Origin of the sequence: Streptomyces sp. NPDC051738 (assembly GCF_044453205.1) — a bacterium.
Classification (GTDB): domain Bacteria; phylum Actinomycetota; class Actinomycetes; order Streptomycetales; family Streptomycetaceae; genus Streptomyces.
The window spans coordinates 290,447-312,453 of the sequence record NZ_JBITCM010000003.1 but is presented as its reverse complement, the minus strand read 5'-3'; the positions used below and the strand labels follow the sequence as shown (position 1 = coordinate 312,453).

At 70.1% G+C, this 22,007-nt stretch carries 17 protein-coding genes and 1 pseudogene; 6 read left to right on the top strand and 12 right to left on the bottom strand.

The window, feature by feature from the left end:
- Positions 1 to 168: 168 nt before the first annotated feature.
- On the bottom strand, positions 169 to 3,084 hold the full coding sequence (locus tag ACIA8X_RS09225) for a glycoside hydrolase family 48 protein (RefSeq protein WP_393444902.1): 2,916 nt from the start codon (positions 3,082 to 3,084) through the stop codon (positions 169 to 171).
- 367 nt (positions 3,085 to 3,451) lie between these two features.
- On the opposite strand from ACIA8X_RS09225, the gene ACIA8X_RS09220 reads away from it, so the two are divergent.
- The gene (locus ACIA8X_RS09220) at positions 3,452 to 5,173 is read left to right on the top strand and encodes a glycoside hydrolase family 6 protein (protein ID WP_399458105.1); all 1,722 of its coding nucleotides are present in this window, start codon (positions 3,452 to 3,454) and stop codon (positions 5,171 to 5,173) included.
- 109 nt (positions 5,174 to 5,282) lie between these two features.
- On the opposite strand, the gene ACIA8X_RS09215 is transcribed toward ACIA8X_RS09220, so the two are convergent.
- Positions 5,283 to 6,053 carry a phytanoyl-CoA dioxygenase family protein gene (locus ACIA8X_RS09215; RefSeq protein WP_393444898.1) on the bottom strand — a complete coding sequence of 257 codons (771 nt, stop codon included), beginning with the start codon at positions 6,051 to 6,053 and terminating at the stop codon, positions 5,283 to 5,285.
- A gap of 136 nt (positions 6,054 to 6,189) precedes the next feature.
- On the opposite strand from ACIA8X_RS09215, the gene ACIA8X_RS09210 reads away from it, so the two are divergent.
- On the top strand, positions 6,190 to 7,095 hold the full coding sequence (locus ACIA8X_RS09210; RefSeq protein ID WP_393444896.1) for a class I SAM-dependent methyltransferase: 906 nt from the start codon (positions 6,190 to 6,192) through the stop codon (positions 7,093 to 7,095).
- Positions 7,096 to 7,183: 88 nt separating this feature from the next.
- On the top strand, positions 7,184 to 7,885 hold the full coding sequence (locus tag ACIA8X_RS09205; RefSeq protein WP_393444894.1) for an SDR family oxidoreductase: 702 nt from the start codon (positions 7,184 to 7,186) through the stop codon (positions 7,883 to 7,885).
- A gap of 13 nt (positions 7,886 to 7,898) precedes the next feature.
- Here ACIA8X_RS09205 and ACIA8X_RS09200 read toward each other — a convergent pair whose 3' ends face one another.
- On the bottom strand, positions 7,899 to 8,597 hold the full coding sequence (locus ACIA8X_RS09200; protein WP_399458104.1) for a glycoside hydrolase family 75 protein: 699 nt from the start codon (positions 8,595 to 8,597) through the stop codon (positions 7,899 to 7,901).
- 123 nt (positions 8,598 to 8,720) lie between these two features.
- On the opposite strand from ACIA8X_RS09200, the gene ACIA8X_RS09195 reads away from it, so the two are divergent.
- Positions 8,721 to 9,332 carry a hypothetical protein gene (locus tag ACIA8X_RS09195; RefSeq protein WP_393444890.1) on the top strand — a complete coding sequence of 204 codons (612 nt, stop codon included), beginning with the start codon at positions 8,721 to 8,723 and terminating at the stop codon, positions 9,330 to 9,332.
- A gap of 127 nt (positions 9,333 to 9,459) precedes the next feature.
- Here ACIA8X_RS09195 and ACIA8X_RS09190 read toward each other — a convergent pair whose 3' ends face one another.
- From ACIA8X_RS09190 to ACIA8X_RS09180, 3 genes are all read right to left on the bottom strand, one after another.
- The gene (locus tag ACIA8X_RS09190; RefSeq protein WP_393444888.1) at positions 9,460 to 10,296 is read right to left on the bottom strand and encodes an aldo/keto reductase; all 837 of its coding nucleotides are present in this window, start codon (positions 10,294 to 10,296) and stop codon (positions 9,460 to 9,462) included.
- A gap of 138 nt (positions 10,297 to 10,434) precedes the next feature.
- Entirely contained in the window at positions 10,435 to 12,261 is a 1,827-nt protein-coding gene (locus ACIA8X_RS09185; protein WP_393444886.1) for an AMP-dependent synthetase/ligase, read from the bottom strand.
- A 248-nt stretch (positions 12,262 to 12,509) separates the two neighbouring features.
- A complete protein-coding gene (locus ACIA8X_RS09180) occupies positions 12,510 to 12,734 on the bottom strand; it encodes a hypothetical protein (RefSeq protein WP_399458199.1) in 225 nt (74 codons plus the stop codon).
- On the opposite strand from ACIA8X_RS09180, the pseudogene ACIA8X_RS09175 reads away from it, so the two are divergent.
- Positions 12,651 to 12,910, top strand: a pseudogene (locus tag ACIA8X_RS09175) (Lrp/AsnC family transcriptional regulator); the annotation flags it as partial. The gene ACIA8X_RS09180 and the pseudogene ACIA8X_RS09175 sit on opposite strands and share 84 nt — an antisense overlap.
- Before the next feature lie 106 nt (positions 12,911 to 13,016).
- Here the strand turns inward: ACIA8X_RS09175 and ACIA8X_RS09170 are convergent.
- Positions 13,017 to 13,880, bottom strand: coding sequence for a LysR substrate-binding domain-containing protein (locus ACIA8X_RS09170; RefSeq protein ID WP_393444884.1), 864 nt, complete (start codon positions 13,878 to 13,880; stop codon positions 13,017 to 13,019).
- 180 nt (positions 13,881 to 14,060) lie between these two features.
- Here ACIA8X_RS09170 and ACIA8X_RS09165 point away from each other — a divergent pair, with 180 nt between their 5' ends.
- Positions 14,061 to 15,131, top strand: coding sequence for a bile acid:sodium symporter family protein (locus tag ACIA8X_RS09165; RefSeq protein WP_393444882.1), 1,071 nt, complete (start codon positions 14,061 to 14,063; stop codon positions 15,129 to 15,131).
- Here ACIA8X_RS09165 and ACIA8X_RS09160 read toward each other — a convergent pair.
- The 5 genes from ACIA8X_RS09160 to ACIA8X_RS09140 form a co-directional block, all read right to left on the bottom strand.
- Entirely contained in the window at positions 15,067 to 16,308 is a 1,242-nt protein-coding gene (locus ACIA8X_RS09160) for a DUF4185 domain-containing protein (RefSeq protein WP_399458103.1), read from the bottom strand. The genes ACIA8X_RS09165 and ACIA8X_RS09160 overlap by 65 nt on opposite strands.
- Before the next feature lie 19 nt (positions 16,309 to 16,327).
- Positions 16,328 to 18,196: an exo-alpha-sialidase gene (locus tag ACIA8X_RS09155; protein WP_399458102.1), complete on the bottom strand. Its 1,869-nt coding sequence runs from the start codon at positions 18,194 to 18,196 to the stop codon at positions 16,328 to 16,330.
- Positions 18,197 to 18,465: 269 nt separating this feature from the next.
- The gene (fdhD, locus tag ACIA8X_RS09150; protein ID WP_393444876.1) at positions 18,466 to 19,314 is read right to left on the bottom strand and encodes a formate dehydrogenase accessory sulfurtransferase FdhD; all 849 of its coding nucleotides are present in this window, start codon (positions 19,312 to 19,314) and stop codon (positions 18,466 to 18,468) included.
- 8 nt (positions 19,315 to 19,322) lie between these two features.
- Positions 19,323 to 20,183 (bottom strand): 2Fe-2S iron-sulfur cluster-binding protein, encoded by an 861-nt coding sequence (locus tag ACIA8X_RS09145; RefSeq protein ID WP_393444874.1) that lies wholly within the window; start codon positions 20,181 to 20,183, stop codon positions 19,323 to 19,325.
- Positions 20,180 to 22,003, bottom strand: coding sequence for an NAD(P)H-dependent oxidoreductase subunit E (locus ACIA8X_RS09140; RefSeq protein ID WP_393444872.1), 1,824 nt, complete (start codon positions 22,001 to 22,003; stop codon positions 20,180 to 20,182). Before ACIA8X_RS09140 ends, ACIA8X_RS09145 begins: the two co-directional genes overlap by 4 nt.
- Between the last annotated feature and the right edge of the window lie 4 nt (positions 22,004 to 22,007).

Below are 22,007 nucleotides of genomic sequence, written 5' to 3'. Positions count from 1 at the left end.
CGGATCGGCCTCGCCGTCAGGTGACGAGACCACGCACGCGGAACCTTTCAGGCGGTTCCGAGGAAACGCCGTGACCTGCCACGCCCTTAGGGGCGCGGGGAACTGCGCGACCAGCCACGACGGGCCCGCAGCCGAACACGGCCAAACCCGCGGAGCGCCCGGCGGGGACTATTCGAGAAGCTCCGCGTACGAACCCATGGCCAACGCGATGTCCGCCTGGGCCCAGAACCGGTGATACGTGAACGACGGCGCCGCACCGCCTGCCAGATACGCCTCGATCTTCGACCACGCCGGATCGTCCTCGTAGAACGACCGGATCGAGTCGAACGTCGACGACGAGTTGATCGCGTCACCGTTCGGCATGGTGCCGGTCCAGCCGCTCGGGACGTACAAGCTGTCGTCGAACCGGAGGTAATCCGCCCGGGTCTCCGGGACGGCGATGCCCAGGGCGTCCTGGTGGTGGTCCCACATGCCGTCGAGGAGCGCCTTGGCCGTGGACGCGGCCTCGGTGTCACCGGAGCGGTCGGCGTAGTACGTCAGGGTCTTGGCGTACGCGGCCGCCACGCCGACGTCGTTGGTGTAGTCGGCGACGGTGACGTGAAGTCCGTTGTTCGCGCCCGGACTTGACGCGTTCCAGGTGTCGGGCTGGCCCGACCACTGGAGCGTGGACGGGAACCGGAAGGTGCCGTCCGGGTTGATGGTGGTGTGGGACAGCGCCCAGTCGACCCACTTGTCGAGGACGGCCTTCGCGGCCGCGTTCCCCGTCTGCTGGTAGTACTCGGCCACCCGCTCCATCGACCACGCCTGGAAGCCGAACCACTGGTTGGACGGCGGGTCGTGGTAGACGGGCTGCTGGTCGTAGTACATGCCGTAGAAGGTCGACTTCCCGGCCGGCGGGGTCGCGTACCGGCCCGCCCAGCTGTTGGTCGCACCGCCCGCGATCGCGCCCTCGCTGGACTGCAGCCAGCGATAGAACTCGACCTGCCGCTCAAGCGACTTGGCCCAGTCCGCCTGCCCCGTCGCCGACTTGGGCTTCAGGTCGGCGTAGTTGGACAGGGCGTACGCGGCCATCGGGTTCTGGTAGCCGCCGTGCGCGTGGCTGGACCCGATACGCCAGGCCCAGCCCGCCGAGGTGTCGGTGGCGCCGCCCCAGGCGTAGTACCAGGACATCAGGTAGTGCGAGGCGTCCTTGCCGGTGCCGGCGGGACAGGCGGCGGGCCCCACGCAGTTGCCCACCTTCTTGAAGTACTTGTCGTACATCGCGTAGCGCAGGTAGTCGCCCATCTTCGCGGCCTTCGCCACGGTCGCGGAGATGTCACCGCCCTTGCCCTGCTCGTCGGCCCACTTGTCGGCCCAGTACGCGGCCTGCACCGCACGCGCGTCGGCGTCCGGGGCGTTGGTGAACTTCCACTGCTTCGCGTACGACGCGTCACCCGTGAACAGGTCCAAGTACCCGTTCGTACCGCCGTACTTGAAGGCGTCGCAGGTCGGCTGCGGCACCGTCTCCCACACCGACTCCTGCGCGCCGCGCTGGAAGGTGTTGATGTACGACGGCCCGGTGTCCGTCGGGCCCGCCTCGCACTTGCCCGGCGAGTTGCCGTAGCCGTAGGTGTTGTCGACGTCCTGGAGCCAGTGCATGCCGTAGACGTCGTCCGTGCCGTACGCGCTCTTCAGCTCACCCGCGATCGGGTCCGAGCCGACCGAGACCGACCCGTCGAGCTTCGCCGGGTACTCGTTCGGTGTGTCCAGCTCGGGTGCGTACGTCGCCGGCTTCGAGGCGTTGTAGAAGGAGTTCGTCGGCTGGTCGGCGTGGGTCGGGATCATGTACTTCTCCATGATCTCCCAGGCCCCGTTGAACTTGGCCCAGTCGCCCGTGACCTTGCCGTACATGGCTTGCAGCCAGAGAAGGTAGCTGTAGGCCTCCGACGTGGTCTCGTGACCGTGGTCCGGCGCCTCGACGATCAGCGTCTCCACCGAGTGGTAGGGGATGCCCTCGGGCGAGAAGTAGCCGTTCGCCGGGTTGGTGATCTTGCCGTACAGCTCCAGGAAGCGGGCGTCGTACGCCTTCGTCGCCGCGATCTGGGTCGCCGTGACCGCGGCCTTCGCGTGCCCGCCCGCCGTCGACTCGAAGGTGGCCGCGCCCGTTCCGGAGGCGGCGGCGGTGATGGTCACCTTCTGGGCGGTGTTCCAGTTCGAGGGGGTGAAGGTGAGTGAGGCGCCACCGGTCACCGACAGCCCCGAGTTGCCGCTCGCGCGGGTGGTCGTGACGGTCACGTTCGCCGACGGCTGGGTCGACAGCTTGACGTCGTACGAGGCCGTCTTGCCCTGCTGGACGGGGAGTTGGGTCTGCGAGGCCACCACGGCCGGACCCGAGGCGACCGTGACGCCGACCGGCGTGGACTCCGCGGACGCGCCCAGGCTGTCGTACGCCTTCGCGAGGAGCGAATGACTGCCCACGGTCAAACTTGAGACCGAGAGCGAGTACGGCGCCGTCGTGTCCGTGCCCAGCAGCGTGGTGTTGTCGTAGAACTCGACCTTGCTGATCGTGGCGTTGTCCGCGGCCGCGGCGGTGGCCGCGAGCGGGACCGCGTCGCCCTGCGAGTAGACGGCGCCCGCCGCCGGGCTGGTCAGCACGGTGATGGGGGGTTGGTGGGCGCCCGTGCAGGACGTGCCGTTGATCGCGAAGTTCGTGGGGGCGGCGTTGGAGCCGCTGTAGGTGAACTGCGCGCCGGTGGTGGCCGCGGCTCCGGCGGCGATCCGCGCGTTGTGGGCGGCGCTCTGCACGGTGACCGACTGGCCGGACTGGGACCAGGTGCCGTTCCACCCGTTGCCGAGCTTCTGGTTGCCCGCGTAGCTGTAGGTCAGCGTCCAGCCGTCGATGACGTCCGTACCGCGGTTGGTGATCGTCAGATCCGCGGTGAAGCCGGAGCCCCAGTCATTGGTCTTGTAGTCGACACTGCACTGAACCGCCGCCGCCTGAGCGGGAGTCGATCCGGTGCTCAGCATCGTCAAGGGAAGCGCCAGGGCCGCGACGACGGCCGTCCACAACCGTCGTACGGCACTGCGTCTGCGTGGGGGATGCACGTGCTGGTTCCTCCTTGCGGCTCGGAGAAGTCAAGGCTTGAACCAGTGGGAGCGCTCCCATAGTGAGGACGGGGGTGCAAGGGGTCAAGGTGCTTGAAGAGTCGAAAAGATTCGATGAGTTCAGTTGAGCGAAAGTCAGCAACTCCCCTGTCCTTCACCGTCACTTGGCGCTAGCTTCAAAAGCACCAGTGGGAGCGATTCCATCAGTCGACGCGTCCGCCACGGCGTGCCGGATCTGCAAGGAGTCGCTCATGCGACACCCCCCGTGTTCAGTACTTTTAGCCGTCGTCGGCACCTCCTCCTTGCCTCTTGCGCGCCCTGCACGGACGGACCGTCAGCACCCGCAACCAAGAAGGAACCCGCACTCATGAGTCGTACCAGAACAGCGATGCTCGCCGCCCTGGCGCTGGTCGCCGGTGCCTCGGGGACCGCGCTCGCCGCGGCCGGCCCCGAGGACATCGGCACGGCCGCCGTGCCCTGCACCGTCGACTACAAGGTGCAGAACCAGTGGGACACCGGCTTCACCGCCGCCGTGACGGTCACCAACCAGGGCAGCGCGAAGTCGAACTGGTCGGTGAAGTGGTCGTACGCCGGAAACCAGAAGGTCACCAGCGGCTGGAACGCCAGGATCAGCCAGAGCGGTGCCGACGTCACCGCCGCCAACGAGACGTACAACGGAACGCTGTCGACCGGTGGTTCGGTCAGCTTCGGCTTCCAGGGCTCGTACAGCGGCACCAACGCGATCCCCGCGACCTTCACCCTCGACGGCGTGACCTGCAACGTCGACGACGGCAGCGGCGGACCCACGGATCCGCCGGACCCCGACCCGACCGGTCCCAAGGTCGACAACCCCTACTCCGGCGCCAAGGTGTACGTGAACCCGGAGTGGTCCGCGAAGGCCGCCGCCGAGCCGGGCGGCAGCCGGGTCGCGAACCAGCCGACCGGTGTGTGGCTGGACCGCATCGCCGCCATCAACGGCGTGGGCGGCGGCATGGGGCTGCGCGACCACCTCGACGAGGCCCTGACCCAGAAGGGCTCCGACGAGCTCGTCGTGCAGCTGGTCATCTACAACCTGCCGGGACGGGACTGCGCCGCCCTCGCCTCCAACGGCGAACTCGGCCCGACGGAGCTCGGCCGCTACAAGACCGAGTACATCGACCCGATCGCCGCGATCCTCGCCGACCCGAAGTACGCCGCGCTGCGGATCGTCACCACCATCGAGATCGACTCGCTGCCGAACCTCGTCACCAACACCGGCAGCCGGCCCACGGCCACCCCGCAGTGCGACGTGATGAAGGCCAACGGCAACTACCAGAAGGGCGTCGGCTACGCCCTCAACAAGCTGGGCGACGCGGCCAACGTCTACAACTACATCGACGCCGGCCACCACGGCTGGATCGGCTGGGACGACAACTTCGCCGCCAGCGCCACCGTGATGAAGGAGGCCGCCACCTCCGAGGGCGCCACCGTGAACGACGTGCACGGCTTCATCGCCAACACGGCCAACTACAGCGCCCTGAAGGAGAACAACTTCACCGTCAACGACTCCGTGGGCGGCAAGTCGGTCCGCGAGTCGAAGTGGGTCGACTGGAACCGGTACGTCGACGAGCTGTCCTTCGCGCAGGGTTTCCGCAACCAGCTGGTCACCACCGGGTTCAACTCCGGGATCGGCATGCTGATCGACACGTCGCGGAACGGCTGGGGTGGCAGCGCGCGGCCTGCGGGCCCGGGGGCGACCACCGACGTCGACACCTACATCAATGGTGGCCGCTACGACCGTCGTATCCACGTCGGCAACTGGTGCAACCAGTCCGGTGCCGGGATCGGCGAGCGGCCGCAGGCCAATCCGGCGGCCGGGATCGACGCGTACGTGTGGATCAAGCCGCCGGGTGAGTCCGACGGGGCCAGCCAGGAGATACCGAACGACGAGGGCAAGGGCTTCGACCGGATGTGCGACCCGACCTATACGGGTAATCCGCGCAACGGGAACAACATGTCCGGGTCGCTGCCGGACGCTCCGCTGTCCGGGCACTGGTTCTCGGCGCAGTTCCAGCAGTTGATGCAGAACGCGTACCCGCCGTTGTCGTAGTGCGATGACTGCGACTGCTGGTCCGTTGTGGCTGGTCGCGCCCGCGCGGCGGAGCCGCAAATAGATGCAGCCCCGCGCCCCTTCAGGGCGTGTAGTCCGCCGGGGTTGGTCAGTTTTCTCTGGCCAGGCCCCGGCGGATGGCGAACTCCACCGCTGAATAGTTGCCGTCGGCCCGCTCCAGCTCCAACGGCACCGACGGGTGCAGTGGCGGCTGCGCCATGAAGCGTGGGCGGGTGCCGTGGTGGGGCTGGGCCGCGTGGACCAGGAAGGGGTGGCAGAGGTAGACGTCGCCGGGGGCGCCGGTGGCGTGGGCGAGGGGGCGGTGGGCCGAGGCCTCGGCCACCTTCGGGCCCAGCTCCAGGAAGGAGGCGCCGGTCTCGCCGTACCGTGCCAGGACCTGCGGTACGTCCAGATGTGAGCCGACCCGGATGCGGGTCGGGGCGTCGGCCTCGGTGACCTCGCTGAACAGGAACAGCATGAGCAGCGCGCGGTCCTTCGAGCGCAGGTTGGTGTGCGGGTGCTCGGCGCCGTCGGGCGCGTAGCTCCCCTCGATGTGCCAGCCCGCGTCGTTCGGTTCCTCCTCGTGCGGGAAGCGCAGCGGGAAGCTGCCCAGCGAGTAGCGCGACTGCCAGCGGTCCTCACCCACCAGCACATCGAAGGCCTCGTGCAGCACAGGGGTGTTGACGGCGGCCGCGAACGGGCCCTGCGCCATGTCGTACACCCAGTGCACGGGGTCCTTCCAGGAGCCCGGGTCCTCGGGGTCGTATCCCGTCTCCCGCCACAGCAGCCGGGCGCAGTGCTCGGCGACGCGTGGCGGGAAGGCGCCCTCGATCTTCACGAAACCGTCCTCGAGGAAGCGCTCCACCATCTCGTCGTCCATCGGGCCATCGTGGGTGACGGGCCTCAGTGCCCGCATCCCATTTTTTTGCTGTCGTTTTGCCGTTACGGCAACGACAGTGGCCCCGCGCCGGTGCGTCGGCGCACGCTGGCCCCATCCGAAGGAGAGGCTGGCGAGCATGGCGCACGACCACGGAAACCACGACGGACACCACCAGGCCGGTCACCATCACCACGACCACACCGACATCGACTGGAGCGAGATGGCTCCGCACCTGGAGGCGCAGGCGGAGCTTTTCACGCCCCTGTTCGAGCACGCCATGGCCTGGCTCGCCAAGCGGCAGACCGAGCCGGGGCTGATCGTCGACGCGGGCAGCGGGCCCGGCGTCGTCGCCTGCCTGCTCGCGGACACCTTCCCGGGCGCCCGCGTCGTCGCCGTGGATGGTTCCGAGCCGCTCCTCGAACGGGCCCGGTCCCGCGCCGAGCGGCTCGGTGTCGCCGATCGCTTCAGCACCCTCGCCGGTGAACTGCCGGGTGTCCTGGACGACTTGGAGTACCCGGCCGACCTGTTGTGGGCCAGTCGCAGCCTGCACCACCTGGGCGACCAGCGCGCCGCCCTCGCCGCCTTCGCCGCCCGCCTCACGCACGGCGGCACGCTGGCCCTGCAGGAAGGCGGCCTGCCGGCCCGCTTCCTCCCGCGTGACCTCGGCTTCGGGCGGCCCGGGCTCCAGGCCCGCCTCGACGCCCTGGAGGAGGAGCGGTTCGCCGCGATGCGGGCCGATCTGTCCGGCTCCGTCGCCGAGACCGAGGACTGGCCCGCCCTGCTCACCGCCGCCGGCCTGCGGCCCACCGGCACCCGCACCTTCCTCCTCGACCTGCCCGCGCCGACCACGGACCGCGCCCGCGCGTACATCGTCGACTCCCTGACCTACACCCGCGACGGGCTCGCCGACCACCTCGACGCCGACGACCGCGCGACCCTGGACCGGCTCCTCGACCCGGACGACAAGGCGAGCGTCCACCACCGGCCGGACGTGTTCGTCCTCGCGGCGCAGACGGTGTACACGGCGGTGCGGACGAAGTGACGCCGATCAGCACCTGCGAACGCCCTTGACTTCGAGAGCGCTCCAGCTGATCTACTCCCCCCCTGTTCGACACATACAGGGGGTAACCATGACCGACTCTCCGGTCGCACTCATCACCGGCGGCGGCAGCGGCATCGGCGCCGCCGTCGCGCGGCAGCTCCTCGACGCCGGCCACCGGGTCGCCGTCACCGGCCGCGGCGAGGCACGGCTGCGCGGCTTCGCCGAGGAACTCGGGGAGCCCGACGGCCTGTTGACGATCGTCGGGAACGCGGCGGAGCACGGCGACGTGCAGGCGGCCGTCGACACGACGCTCAAGGCCTTCGGCCGACTGGACACCGTCGTCGCCAACGCCGGTTTCGCCACCCACGACTCGGTCGCCGAGGGCGACCCGGCCGGCTGGACCGAGATGGTGCTGACCAACGTCCTCGGCCCGGCCCTGCTCATCCGCGCCGCCATCGACGCCCTCAAGGAGACCCGCGGCCGGATCGTCCTCGTCGGCAGCGTCGCCGGGTTCGTGCATGGGCCGGGCAACATCTACGGGGCGACGAAGTGGGCGGTGACCGGGCTTGCCGAGAACACCCGGCGGCAGGTCACCGATTGGGGCGTCGGCGTGACCCTGATCGCGCCCGGCCGTGTGGAGACACCGTTCTGGGACAGCTACGGCAGCCTGCCGCCGGGGCATCTGCTCACCGCCGACCAGATCGCCGACTCGGTCGTGTGGGCCATCCGGCAGCCCGACGGCGTCGACGTCAACACCGTCGTCGTACGGCCGATCGGGCAGCCCAACTGACGTGCTACGGCTCTCAGTTGGCCTGGATGAACTCCTTCGCCAGCCGCTCGCCCAGCGACACCGCCGCGTCGTGGCTCTCGATGGGCGTGACCTGGGAGTCCTTGAAGAGGATGTACGTCACGCCGGAGTCGGTGCCGCCGGTGGCCGGGTCGGGATCGATGCCGAGGGCCTCGGCGGCGGCGTACGAGGCCTCGCCGATGATCCCCTTGGGGCCGGTGTCGCCTACGACGGCGTACAGGATCTGGTCGTCGTGGATGACGGCGACCACACTGCCGCCCTTGACGCCCGCCTTCGAGTAGTCCCAGGTATCGCTGATGCCGGGGACGACGACATACGGCAGCGTGTCGGACCGCAGCGGCTTGCCGTCGGACTGGTGGAACGACGTGGCGGGCTGGAACCAGGGGTCGGTGTCCTCGTTGCAGCTGTCGGTGCGCTGGCCGTCGCAGTCGATGTCCATGTCGGCCTTCCAGAAGACGGCGCCGTGCTTGCCGCACACGGGGATCGTGGCGGCCGTGGCCCGCTCGTCGGTGCGGTACTTGCCGTTCGAGATCTGCGCGCAGGAGGCCACCTTCGCGAGCAGGTCGGCCGCGCTGACCGGAGCTTCCAGGGGCGGTATCGGTTGTGGCGTGCCGGAGGCGCTCGCGGGGAGCAGCGCGGTGGCCAGCAGCGCGGCGCCGGAGGCCGCGGTCAGGGTCAGTGTTCGGATGCGCACATGAAGCCCTTCTGTTAGGCAAGTTTCCTTACCTGCGTTCGGTGCTGATTGCGGCGCGATGACCCCGGTAGAAGACTGGTCGTGTCGGAGATGTCGGACCTTGGCCCGGTTTCTGGAGGTGTCATGTTCGTACGCGCCATCTACACGACCGGCGATCCCACGAAGATCGACACGGCCATCAGAGCACTGAACACCGAGGGGCGGGACCTGCTGGAGGACCGTCCGGGGTACCGCGGCGGGAGTGTCTTCGTGGACCGGACGCTCGGAAAACTGCTCGCGGCGAGTTGGTGGGAGACGGAGGAGGCACGGCGCAACAGCGACGAGGTGCTGCGGGAGCGGCGGACGGCGATGCTGGACCCGTTCCTCGGAACACTGGCCGTCGAGAACTACGAGGCGTTGGTCTTCCACCAGGTCCGGCAGCCGTCGGCGGGCGGCGGACTGCGGGTCAGCAGGCTGGAGTTCGACCCCAGGGACACCGACCTGCTCGCCGACACCTTCCGGGCGTCGGTGCTCCCCAGGTTCGAGACCCTCCCGGGGCTGGCGCGGGCGTCTTTGCTGGTGGACCGGGAACGGGGGCGCGGGATGGTCGGAGTGCTCTTCGTCGACCAGGCGTCCCTGGCGGCGTCCCGCGCGGGCCAGGCTGCGGCCCGGCACGAGGGTGCGGCCAAGGCGCATGTGACCGTGACCGGGCTGGAGGAGTTCGAGGTCGTCCACACCGACGTACGCGGCGACTGACGCCGTTCGCGGAGCCTGCGGCCGTGGGCGGCGACTGACGCCTCACGCGGCGAGGCAGCGGCCCGTACGCGTCCGCCCGCCGCTCGGGCAGCCGAGCGGCGGGCGGACGGTCGTACCGAGGCGGGTGTCAGGCGACGTCGAACGTGGCCGGGTCCGGGCCGATCCGCCGGTCCTCGTTGAGCGCGCTGATCGCCGCGAGGTCCTCGTCGTCCAGGCTGAAGTCGAAGACCTCGATGTTCTCCTTGATCCGCGACGGCGTCACGGACTTCGGGATCACGACGTTGCCCAGCTGCAGATGCCAGCGCAGCACGATCTGGGCGGGGGTGCGGCCGTGCTTCTGGGCGATGGCGACGATCGCCGGGACCTCCAGCAGCCCCTTGCCCTGGCCGAGCGGCGACCAGGCCTCGGTGGCGATGCCCTGCTCGGCGTGGTAGTCGCGGGAGGCGTGCTGCTGCAGGTGCGGGTGCAGCTCGATCTGGTTGACCGCCGGGATCACCGACGTCTCGGCGACGAGCCGCTCAAGGTGCTCCGGAAGGAAGTTGGAGACACCGATCGCACGCACCCGGCCGTCGGAGAGGAGCTTCTCGAAGGCCTTGTACGTGTCGACGTAGGTGTCCCGGGCCGGCAGCGGCCAGTGGATGAGGTACAGGTCGACGTACTCCAGGCCCAGCTTCTCCAGCGAGACGTCGAAGGCACGCAGTGTGGCGTCGTACCCCTGGTCGCCGTTCCAGAGCTTGGTGGTGACGAAGATGTCCTCGCGCGGGACGCCGGCGGACGCGATGGCCTTGCCGGTGCCCTCTTCGTTGCCGTAGATCGCCGCTGTGTCGATGCTGCGGTACCCGGCCTCCAGCGCCGTGGTGACCGCCTGCTCCGCCTCGTCGTCCGGCACCTGCCAGACGCCGAAGCCCAGCTGGGGCATCTCGACGCCGTTGTTGAGGATGATCGGGGGGACCTTGCTGCTCACGAGCCTGTGATCCTTACGGTTGTCGTCAGGTGGTACGCCCATCGTCAACGATCACGGGCCGCGATGCATTCCTGACCGGAGAATCCGCGGGAAACGAATTCTCCGGAAACGATGCCACCGGAAGCGACCTCACGCACCTCACGCCCTGTACAGCGCCTCCACCTCGCCCGAGTACGCGTTCTCGATCGCCTTGCGCTTCAGCTTCAGCGAGGGCGTGAGCAGGCCGTGCTCCTCGGTGAACGGCTGGGCGAGGATACGGAACGTGCGGATCGACTCGGCCTGCGAGACAAGGGTGTTGGCGGCGACCACCGCGCGCCGCACCTCGGTCTCCAGATCCGCGTCACGGACCAGCTGGGCCGGTGTCATCTGGGGCTTGTCGCGCATCATCAGCCAGTGTTCGACGGCCTCCTGGTCGAGGGTGACCAGGGCCGCGATGTACGGGCGGTCGTTGCCGACGACGATGCACTGGGCGACCAGCGGGTGGTCCCGGACGCGCTCCTCCAGCACGCCCGGCGAGACGCTCTTGCCGCCGGAGGTGACCAGGATCTCCTTCTTGCGGCCGGTGATGGTGAGGTAGCCGTCCTCGTCGAGGGAGCCCAGGTCACCGGTGGCCAGCCAGCCGTCGTGCAGGGACGCGTCGGTGGCCTTCTGGTTGTTGAGGTAGCCCTGGAAGATGTTGGCGCCGTGCAGCCAGATCTCGCCGTCGTCCGCGATGTGCACGGTCATACCCGGGATGGGCTGCCCGACGGTGCCGTAGCGGGTGCGATAGGGCGGGTTGGCGGTCGCGGCCGCCGTCGACTCGGTGAGGCCGTAGCCCTCGTAGACATGGACGCCGGCGCCCGCGAAGAACAGGCCGAGGCGCCGGTCCATCGCCGAACCGCCCGTCATCGCCTGCTTGATCCGGCCGCCCATCGCGGCCCGCATCTTGGAGTAGACGAGCTTGTCGAAGAGCTGGTGCTGCATGCGCAGCCCCGCCGAGGGGCCGGGGCCGATGCCCCACGCCTTGGACTCCACGGCGTCCGCGTACTTCACGGCGACCTCGACGGCCTTCTCGAAGGCGCCCGACCTGCCCTCCTTCTCGGCCTTGCGGCGGGCGGCGTTGAAGACCTTCTCGAAGATGTACGGCACGGCGAGGAAGAACGTCGGCTTGAACGCGGCCAGGTCCGGCAGCAGCGCGGCGGCGTTCATCTGCGGCTGGTGGCCGAAGCGGACCCGGCCGCGGATCGCGGCGACCTGCACCATCCGCCCGAAGACGTGCGCGAGCGGCAGGAACAGCAGGGTCGCCGCCTCGTCGCCCTTCTTGGAGTGGAACACCGGCTCCCAGCGCTCGATGACGGTGTCCGACTCGTACATGAAGTTGCCGTGCGAGATGACACAGCCCTTGGGGCGCCCCGTCGTCCCCGACGTGTAGATGATCGTCGCGACGGAGTCGGGGGTGACCGCCTGCCGGTGACGGTGGACCACGTCGTCGTCGAGGTGGGCGCCGGCGTCGTACAGCTCCTGCACGGCGCCCGAGTCCAGCTGCCACAGCTGGTGCAGCCGGGGCAGCCGGTCGATGACCGTGGCGATGGTCATCGCGTGGTCCTCGTGCTCGACGACCGCCGCCGACACCTCGGCGTCGTACAGCATCCAGAAGCACTGCTCGGCCGAGGAGGTGGGGTAGATCGGCACGACCTGGGCGCCGATGGTCCACAGCGCGTAGTCGAAGAGCGTCCACTCGTACCGGGTGCGGGACATGATCGCGACCCGGTCACCGAACCGGATGCCCCGGGCGAGCAGGCCCTTGGCCAGGGCGAGCACCTCGTCCCGGAACTCGGCCGAGGTGACGTCCCGCCACTGCCCGCCCTCGTCCTTGCGTCCGAGGGCGACATAGAGCGGGTCATCCTGGGCATGCTCGAACACGACGTCGGCCAGGCCGCCCACCGGCGGCGCCAACGCCAACGGAGGGTTGGTGAACTCGCGCAAACCCCGCTCCCCGCTCCGAATGCCTCGGCAGACGCTCCGCTCAGCGCCGTGAAAGCTACCCCACCCGCCTTTCGGACGGGAGGGGGCCGGAAACCGACGGACGCTCGGGTACGCACTGGTCAGGGCCGGAAAATGCGCTCACATGGGGAAGGGTCGGACAGAAAACTGACGGTTGAGTAAGTTTCGGGCCCGTAATCTCCACCGAATCTGTACGACCCGATTACCCGGTTCGGGCCCTGTTGATCCTGTCATCCCCGGCGTGCCGTCGTCTCCTCTGTCAGCGCCCGCGTGGCCGAATCCGTCACTCCGGACTTCTCCGCGGACGGCCTCCTGACCAGCGCGAGCACCGGCGCCACCGCCCGCCAGGGCATGCGCCGCCTCCCCCGTTCGCCGCCCTCCTGTGGATCACCGCCGCCCCCGCCGCCCTGACCTCCGTCGGCGAGGCCCTCGCCGCCCACGACGAGATCGCCCACGCCGCCGCCACGGCGGGCCCCTGCAACATCATCGCGACCGCGGTGGTACGCAACGGCGCGGACCTGTACACGTACCTCAGCGGACCGCTCGGGCCGCTGAGGGGGTCCAGCACGTGGAGTCGTCGGTGTTCCTGCGGAGGGTGAAGCAGTTGACGTATCAACGCTCGACGCGCTGAGCGCCCCGTCAGGGGCGCGGGGCTGTGCTCAACATGCGGCTCCGCCGCGTGGGCGCGACCAGCCACGACGGCGCTGCAGCCGAACACGGCCCTACCCGCGCAGCGCTCAACGCCGGTGCAACCGATCCCCACCCGCCAAAATCGCCGCCGCCAACGCACCGGCAGCGCCCTTCGCGGCCGTGCGGCGGTGGCCGTGGACGAGCACGAAATCGACCCGGCCCAGCTCCGGAAGCCCGAACCGATCGGGGACCCGGACCAGCCCCGGCGGGATCAGGCCCTGTGAGTGGGCCATCACGCCGAGCCCGGCGCGGGCGGCCGCGATCAGGCCGTTGAGGCTGCCGCTCGTACACGCGATCCGCCACTCCCGCCCCTGCCGCTCCAGCGCCTCCAGGGCCAGCGCCCTGGTGATCCCCGGCGGCGGATAGACAATCAACGGCACGGGACGATCCGGCTCAAGGCGGAGCCTCTCCGCCCCGATCCACACCAGCCGGTCGTGCCAGACCAGTTCGCCCCGCGGATCCTCGGGACGCCGTTTCGCGAGCACCAGGTCGAGTTTCCCGGCGGCCAACTGCTCGTGCAGGGTGCCGGAGAGCTCGACCGTCAGCTCCAGGTCGACCTCGGGATGGTCGTACCGGAAGCCCTCCAGGATCTCCGGCAGCCGGGTCAGGACGAAGTCCTCGGACGCGCCGAAGCGGAGCCGGCCGCGCAGCCGGGTGCCGGTGAAGAACGCCGTCGCCTGGTCATGCACCTCCAGGATCCGGCGGGCGAAGCCGAGCATCGCCTCGCCGTCCTCGGTCAGTTCCACCGAGTGGGTGTCACGGGTGAACAGCTGCCGCCCGGTCGCGTCCTCCAGGCGCCGTACATGCTGGCTGACGGTCGACTGGCGCAGGCCGAGCCGGCGGGCGGCCTGCGTGAAACTCAGCGTCTGGGCCACCGCGAGGAACGTACGCAGATGAGAGGGGTCGTACACGCCTCCAGGGTAGCCACTGTTATCGCGAGACGTGATGACAGTCAGAGTGGTATGCCGGATTCCCGATCGCTGATCGTCGGAGGACGATGGAAAGGGCACGTCCGTGCCCGGAACCTCAGGTTCGGCGAAGCGACAGCGAAGTAGTGGAGCACAGTGAAACGCCTGCAATGGCCGCGTTGGATGCCGATCGACCCGTACATCCTGCTGCTGCTGGGAACCGTCGGCCTCGCGGCCCTCTTCCCGGCCCGCGGGACGGCCTCCGACGTGGCGTCCGGTGCCTCCACGGCCGCGATCGCCTTCCTCTTCTTCCTCTACGGCGCCCGGCTGTCGACCCGTGAGGCGCTGGACGGGCTGAAGCACTGGCGACTCCATGTCACCGTCCTGGCCTGCACCTTCGTCATGTTCCCGCTGCTGGGCCTGGCCGCCCGCGGGCTCGTCCCGGTGTTCCTGACGCACCCGCTCTACCAGGGTCTGCTCTTCCTCACCCTCGTCCCGTCGACCATCCAGTCGTCGATCGCCTTCACGTCGATGGCGCGCGGCAACGTGCCCGCGGCGATCTGCGCGGGCTCCTTCTCCTCGCTCGTCGGCATCGTCATCACCCCGCTCCTCGCGGCGGCCGTGCTCGGCGGCAGCGCCGGCGGGTTCTCCGCCGACTCGGTGGTCAAGATCGTGCTGCAGCTGCTGGTGCCGTTCGTCGCCGGGCAGTTGCTGCGCCGCTGGATCGGCGGCTTCGTCACCCGGCACAAGAAGGTCCTCGGGCTTGTCGACCGCGGCTCGATCCTGCTGGTCGTCTACACCGCGTTCAGCGCGGGCATGGTCCAGGGCATCTGGGGCCAGGTGAGCCCGATCCGGCTGGGCGGACTGCTCGCCGTGGAGGCGGTGCTGCTGGCCGTGATGCTCGCCCTGACCTGGTACGGCGCCAAGGCGCTGCGCTTCGACCGCGCGGACCGCATCGCGATCCAGTTCGCGGGGTCCAAGAAGTCCCTCGCGGCCGGGCTGCCCATGGCGAGCGTCCTGTTCGGCGCGCACGCCTCGCTGGCCGTGCTGCCGCTGATGCTCTTCCACCAGATGCAGCTGATGGTGTGCGCGGTCATCGCCAAGCGCCGCGCCCACGACGCCGAGGTCGACAACAACGAGGTCGACAACGCCCAGATCGACGACGCCGAGATCGACACCCCGGAGCCGGTCACCGCGTCGGCGCCACCTTCAGAGCCACGAACCGCGGTCGGTACAGGGACACGTTCCGGTTGAGCTGCGCCGCGGCACCGCCCGTCTCCAGCCAGTTGACGTCATAGCTCAGCACGAGCCGCCCGTCGTCGCTCAGCTCGGGGTGCGTCTGCGGGTTGTACGCGGCGACCTGGCCGCCGCCCTGCGGCAGCGACGGGCTGAAGTCCCTCGTCGGCCCGTGCCACGGGCCGGTGGGGGAGCAGGCCCAGTACGACGTGACGGTCGTCAGCCCCTCGGTCCCCGCGGCCATCGTGAACAGGACGTACGTCCCCCGCACCCGCGCCACCGAGAACGCACTGCCCACCCCCGTGCGCTGCCCGTCCCCGAGCACCGCGCGCGGCCGGGCATCCGCTCCACCCGCCCACGCCGAGCCGTTCCAGTACTGCCAGGCGCCCGGCTCCGCCAGCCTGCCCTCCCGCACGCGTGCGACGTACGCGTGCGAGGCGGGCCGGGACGCGGCCTGACCGTCGTCACCGCCGAAGACGTACGTCCAGCCGCCCTCCTCGACCAGCGTCGTCCCGAACAGGACCCGCCGGGAGGGGGCCGGCACCAGCTGCTGGTCGAAGACCTTCACCACCGACTCGACCCGCAGATCGGGCAGCGAGAGCGTGGCGACCTCGGTGGCGGTCGGCACCCCGAAGATCCAGGGCGGCTGCCCGGCCGTACGCACCCACAGCAGCACCCGCAGGACCTGGTCGGACGAGCCGGGGGAGCGGGGCTCGACGCGGGCCGCGACCGGCCAGCGCCACTGGCCCGGGCCGGGGTCGGGGAAGAGCGGGGTGGGCAGGGTGCGCTCCAGGCGTCCGTCGCGCATGACGACCGCCGAGTTGCGGACCAGGGGAGCGGTCGTGTCCCGCCAGGTGAAGGACTCGCCGAACGGATTGGGCGGGGCGTACACCTGGCCGAGATAGGTGTCCGAGAACAGCCACAGCAGCCGCCCGTCCGGCAGCCGGACGGAGTGCGTCCCGTCGCCGCCGGTCCAGTCGTCGCCGCGGGAGGGATCGTCGCCGTAGCGGACGAACTCCGCGTTCAGGTCCTTGTCGGCCGACCAGGACGCGACGGAGTGCGGTGTACACGCGCCACCGCCCTCCCGTTCGCCGTCGTCCGGGAGGGCGGTGAGCAGCACTGCCGCGAGAACCAGGACCAGCAGGAGTCCGAGGCCGGTTCCCGTGCGCTGCCGTGCTCGTGTGTCGTCGGGCACTTCAGGGACGTTAGTGGCCTCAGCGCACCTGGTCCATGGGCAGCCACAGGACGGTGCCTGAGGTGGTTCCGGTCTTCTTGCGTGCGGCCTGGATCTCGGAGTCGCCGAGCGCCCGGTTCCACACATGGACGTCGTCGATCGCGCCGGTGAGGAAGGCCCGGCTGTCCATGCGCTGGCCGACGTGCACACCGAACGGCGAGTTGCGGCTGACCGAGCCGGCCACGTCCGCGGTGCTGATCGCCGTACCGTCGAGGAAGAGCGTCAGCTGTCCGCCGCCCCGCCGCAGGGCGAGGTGGTGCCACTGGTCGTCGTTGTGGGCGCCGTTGAACCACACGGACGCGGTGCGCACGGTCCGGAATCCCTCCCGTGTGGTGATCAGGGCGCGCACCCGGTCGTTGTCGGGCTCGCCGCGCAGCCAGATCTGGGGCTGGGTGGTGCCGATGCCGCCCATCCACAGGAAGGGCTGCTCGCCACTGGTGGCCGAATACCGGAAGAACAGCGAGGCCGTGAAGTCCCCTGTCCCGAGCGGGAGTCGGGAGCGGTACGGCAGACGTACGGCGTCGTCCGTGCCGTCGAATTCGACAGCCTTGCCGAACACACCGTCCGTCGTCCTCGCGCCGCCGAGGACGGTCGCGCGGGGAGCGCCCGGAGCGAGGTCGGGGGTGGTCGGGTCGGGGGCGCGGCGCGGGCCGAGCCAGTCCTCGTCGAACCGGGCGAAGCGGATCTCGTCGCGTGCGTCCACGGTGCCGGCCTCGTACATCAGGCCCACCGTGGACGCGTCGATGTCCACCATGTCGGAGTAGCCCGACCAGTCCGAGGTGACGACCTTGCCGCGGTCCACGCCTTCCCAGGTGGTGCCGCCGTCGTAGGAGGACCGGACCATCATGGTCCGCCGGCGGTCGGGGTCGGCGGGCGCGGACAGCAGCATGCGGTTGCCCAGGCGGAGCGTGGCGGCCTGGACCTGCGGCGTGTACAGGTCCGGCAGGCCGCGGAAGGGCCCGGTGAAGGTGTCGCCGCCGTCGCGGCTGAACGTCTGGGAGCGGTGGCCGAGGTCGGAGCCGTCCTGCTCGCGTCCGCTGATGATGATCGTGCCGTCCGCGCGCTCGCTGAGGGTCACCTCGGACGGCTTCTGCCGGAAGGTGCCGTCGTCGGCGGCGATGGGCCAGGAGTCGATGGCGCCGGCCCGCCAGGTGTCGCCGCCGTCGTCGCTGACGATGAGGGCGGCGTGGTTGGCGCTGACCCGACTGCCGTTCCAGGTCTCGGTGTTGACGCCGAAGACGAGACGCCCGGCGTGCTTGCCCTTGCTGAGCTGGATGCCGTGCACGGGGCCGGTGGCGTACCAGGAGTTCCAGTCCGCCGGCAGTATCTGGTCGCTCAGATCGCGCGGCTTGGACCAGGTCTTGCCGTCGTCGTCGCTGTACTGCAGATAGGGCGAACGATCACACGGTACGGAGCAACTGCCGCTGTCCGTACGGCCCGTGTTGTACGTCTCCGCCAGCAGGATGCGCCCGGTCTCGCGGTCCACGATCGGCGCGGGGTTGCCGTGGGTGTCGCCGGCGCCGTCGTTGACGACCTGGAGCGGGCCCCAGGTGCGGCCCCCGTCGGTCGACCGCTTGAGCACGAGGTCGATGTCGGCGGCATCGCCGCAGTTGAGTACCCGCCCCTCGGCGAAGGCCAGCAGGGTGCCGTCCTTGGTCTTCGTGATCGCCGGGATGCGGAAGCAGGCGTAGCCGGGGTCCTGGTCGGCCCTGAAGAGGATCTGCTGCTCGAACAGCGGTGTCCGGGTGGTGGGTTGGGACTGCGCCGGACCTAAGGTCGCGGCCGTCGCCGTGAGGGCGACGGCCGCGACGAGGGCAGCTCTGAGACGTGCGCGAACTCTTGACGGCATGGTGCGGCCCGCCCTTCATCGTCTGGTCATGCGTCCAGGCATCTGAACATTCGGACATCCCACGTCCAAAGTGCGCATCACAGACGTTAGTTGGGCTATCGCACGCATCACAAGAACCGTGCACGTGTCACATCACGGATGGAGTACTGCTTTCCCTCTGAGCAAGCGTCCCCCCAGCAGCCACGGGGAACTGCACGACGGGGCCCCAACCCGGCGCAGGGGGCGCTCCCCGCCGATCGGGGCCCCGCCGCCGTGTCGCGGGGAGCCTGTCAGGCCTGGGCGGCCGCGGTCCGCAGGGCCAGCCGGTGTTCGCCCGCGTACACGTTCATGGAGCTGCCCCGCAGGAAGCCCACCAGCGTCAGCCCCGTCTCCGCGGCGAGGTCCACCGCGAGGGACGAGGGCGCCGAGACCGCCGCCAGGACCGGGATGCCCGCCATGACCGCCTTCTGGGCGAGCTCGAAGCTGGCCCGCCCCGAGACCAGCAGGATCGTGCGGGACAGGGGCAGGTCGCCGTTCTGCAGGGCACGCCCGACCAGCTTGTCGACCGCGTTGTGCCGGCCCACGTCCTCCCGGATGTCCAGCAGCTCGCCGTCCTCGGTGAACAGGGCCGCCGCGTGCAGACCCCCGGTCCGGTCGAAGACCCGCTGGGCCGCGCGCAGCCGGTCGGGGAGGCTCGCGAGCAGGTCGGGCCCGACCCGGACCGGGGGAGTGTCGGCTATCGGCCAGCGGGCCGTCGTGCGCACCGCGTCCAGGCTCGCCTTGCCGCACAGGCCGCAGGACGAGGTCGTGTAGACGTTCCGTTCGAGGGTGATGTCGGGCAGGGTGACGCCCGGCGCGGTCCTCACGTCCACCACGTTGTAGGTGTTCGAGCCGTCCGCCGTGGCGCCCGCGCAGTAGACGATGTTCTGCAGGTCGCCCGCCTCGCCGAGCACCCCCTCGCTCACCAGGAACCCGGCGGCGAGCGCGAAGTCGTCACCCGGGGTGCGCATGGTGATCGCGAGCGCCTTGCCGTTCAGCCGGATCTCCAGCGGTTCCTCGGCGACGAGCGTGTCCGGGCGGGTGGAGATCGCCCCGTCCCGGATGCGGATCACCTTGCGTCGTTCCGTGACTCGTCCCATGTCGTGTCTCAGTCCCGGTTCTGTACGTGCTGGTAGCCGAAGCGGCCCTTGATGCAGAGGTTGCCGTGGGTCACCGGGTTGTCGTGCGGCGAGGTGACCTTCACGATTTCATTGTCCTGCACGTGGAGCGTGAGGTTGCAGCCCACTCCGCAGTACGCGCACACGGTCGTCGTCTCGGTCTGCTCGGTCTCGTTCCACGTACCCGCCGCCCGCATGTCGAACTCGGACTTGAAGGACAGGGCCCCCGTCGGGCACACCTCGATGCAGTTCCCGCAGTACACGCAGGCGGAATCCGTGAGGGGCGCGTCGTGCTCCACCGCGATCCGGGCGTCGAAACCCCGCCCGGCCACGGAGATCGCGAAGCTGTTCTGCCACTGGTCCCCGCACGCGTCCACGCACTTGTAACAGAGGATGCACTTGTCGTAGTCCCGCACATACAGCTCGTTGTCGATCTTCGGCTCCTCGTCGATCCGGGCCGCGTCCGGGCCGAAGCGGTCCGGCTTCGCCTCGTACTCCTTGATCCACTCGGCGACCTGCGGGGTGGTCGACAAGTCGACCGAGGAGGCCAGAAGCTCCAGGACGATCTTGCGGCTGTGCCGGGCGCGCTCGGTGTCGGTCCTCACCTCCATGCCTGCCTCGGCCTTGCGTGAGCAGGCCGGGACGAGCGTCCGCGAGCCCTCGACCTCGACGACACACACGCGGCAGGCGTTCTTGGGTCGCAGCGTGTCCCCCTGGCACAGGGTCGGGATGTCCTTCCCCGCGGCCCGGCAGGCGTCGAGGATCGTGGAGCCCTCCGTCGTGCGCACGGGCTCCCCGTCGAGGGTGAACTCCAGCAGTCGGCGCGGGATCCCCAGCGGTACCACGGTCATTCGTACGCCCCCAGACGGTCGATGGCGGATTCCACGGCGTTCCAGGCGGTCTGCCCCAGACCGCAGATCGAGGCGTCCCGCATCGCGCGGCCGACCTCCCTGAGCAGGGCGATGTCATCGGCGGCCGCCGCACCCGTCCGCTCGACGATCCGGTGCAGCGCCTCCTCCTGCCGTACGGTCCCGACCCGGCACGGCACACACTGTCCGCATGACTCGTCGCGGAAGAACTCGGCGATCCGCAGCAGCAGGCGGGGCAGCGGGACGGTGTCGTCGAAGGCCATGACCACGCCGGAGCCGAGCGTCGTGCCCGCCTCCCGCGTGCCCTCGAAGGTGAGCGGGATGTCCAGCTCGTCGGCCCGTACGAAGCCGCCCGCCGCGCCGCCCAGCAGCACCGCCCGCAGCCCGTCCCGCACGCCTGCCAGCTCCAGCAGCTCCCCGAGCGTCGCACCGAACGGGAGCTCGTAGATGCCCGGCCGTGCCACGCTCCCCGACACGCAGAACAGCTTCGGACCGGTGGACTTCCCCGTGCCGATCGCCGCGTACGCCGGTGCGCCCATGGTCAGGATCGGCAGGACGTTGACCAGCGTCTCCACGTTGTTCTCGACCGTCGGCTTGCCGAACAGACCCTTCTCCACCGGGAACGGCGGCTTGGAGCGCGGCTCACCCCGATACCCCTCGATGGAGTTGAAGAGCGCCGTCTCCTCGCCGCAGATGTACGCCCCCGCGCCTCGCCTGATCTCGATGTCGAAGGCGTATCCCTGCCCGAGGACGTCGTCGCCGAGCAGCCCACGCGCGCGTGCCTGCGCGATGGCGTGCTCCAGTCGCCCCAGCGCACGCGGGTACTCGCCGCGCAGATACAGGTAGCCCTGGTGGGCGCCGGTCGCGTACGCCGCGATCGTCATCGCCTCGACCAGCGCGAACGGGTCGCCCTCCATGAGCACCCGGTCCTTGAAGGTGCCCGGCTCGGACTCGTCCGCGTTGCAGACGACGTAGTGCGGATGGTCGGGCTGCGACGCCGTGGCCTGCCATTTGCGGCCGGTGGGGAAGGCGGCGCCGCCGCGCCCGACCAGGCCGGAGTCGCTGACCTCGCGGATGACTCCGGCGGGACCGAGCTCGAAGGCCCGGCGTAGAGCGGTGTAGCCGCCGTGGGCCCGGTAGTCGTCCAGCGACGACGGGTCGACGACGCCGATCCGGCGCAGCAAGGTCAATGAGGGGTCTCCGGCCTGCGGCACCGCCGTCGCCGCCGACGGCTCCTCGGGCGCCGAGTCCGGCGCGCTCGCGGCGAGGACCGCGTCGTGCACGGTCGCCGGCGCCGAGACCGCCGTACGCACCGGATCGCCTGCCTTGATCGCGAGCGCCGCCGGAGCCCGCTCGCACAGGCCCAGGCACGGACTGCGCTCGACCGACACGCCACTCCCGAGCCCGAGCCGCGCCTCGATCCCGGCGCACAGCTCGCTCGCCCCGGCGGCCGCGCACGCGAGGTCCGTGCAGACATGGAGCACGGTGGCGGGCCGGGGCTTGACCGAGAACATGGCGTAGAAGGTGGCCACCCCGTAGGCCTCCGACGGCGGCACCGTGAGGCGCCGGCACAGGTAGTCGAGGGCGCCCTCGCTGATCCAGCCGATCCGGTCGTTGATCGCGTGCAGCCCCGGCAACAGCAGGTCGCGGCGGTCCCGGGCCTCGCGTCCGCCGCGCGCCCACCGCAGGTCTGCGTCGGAGCGGTCGGCGCCCTCCCAGGAGGACTGCGGAGGGCCCAACAGGGCGTCGACGGCGGCCCGTTCGTCGTCCGTCGGTTTGCTGTCGCCGAAGTGCAGGTCCACTTAC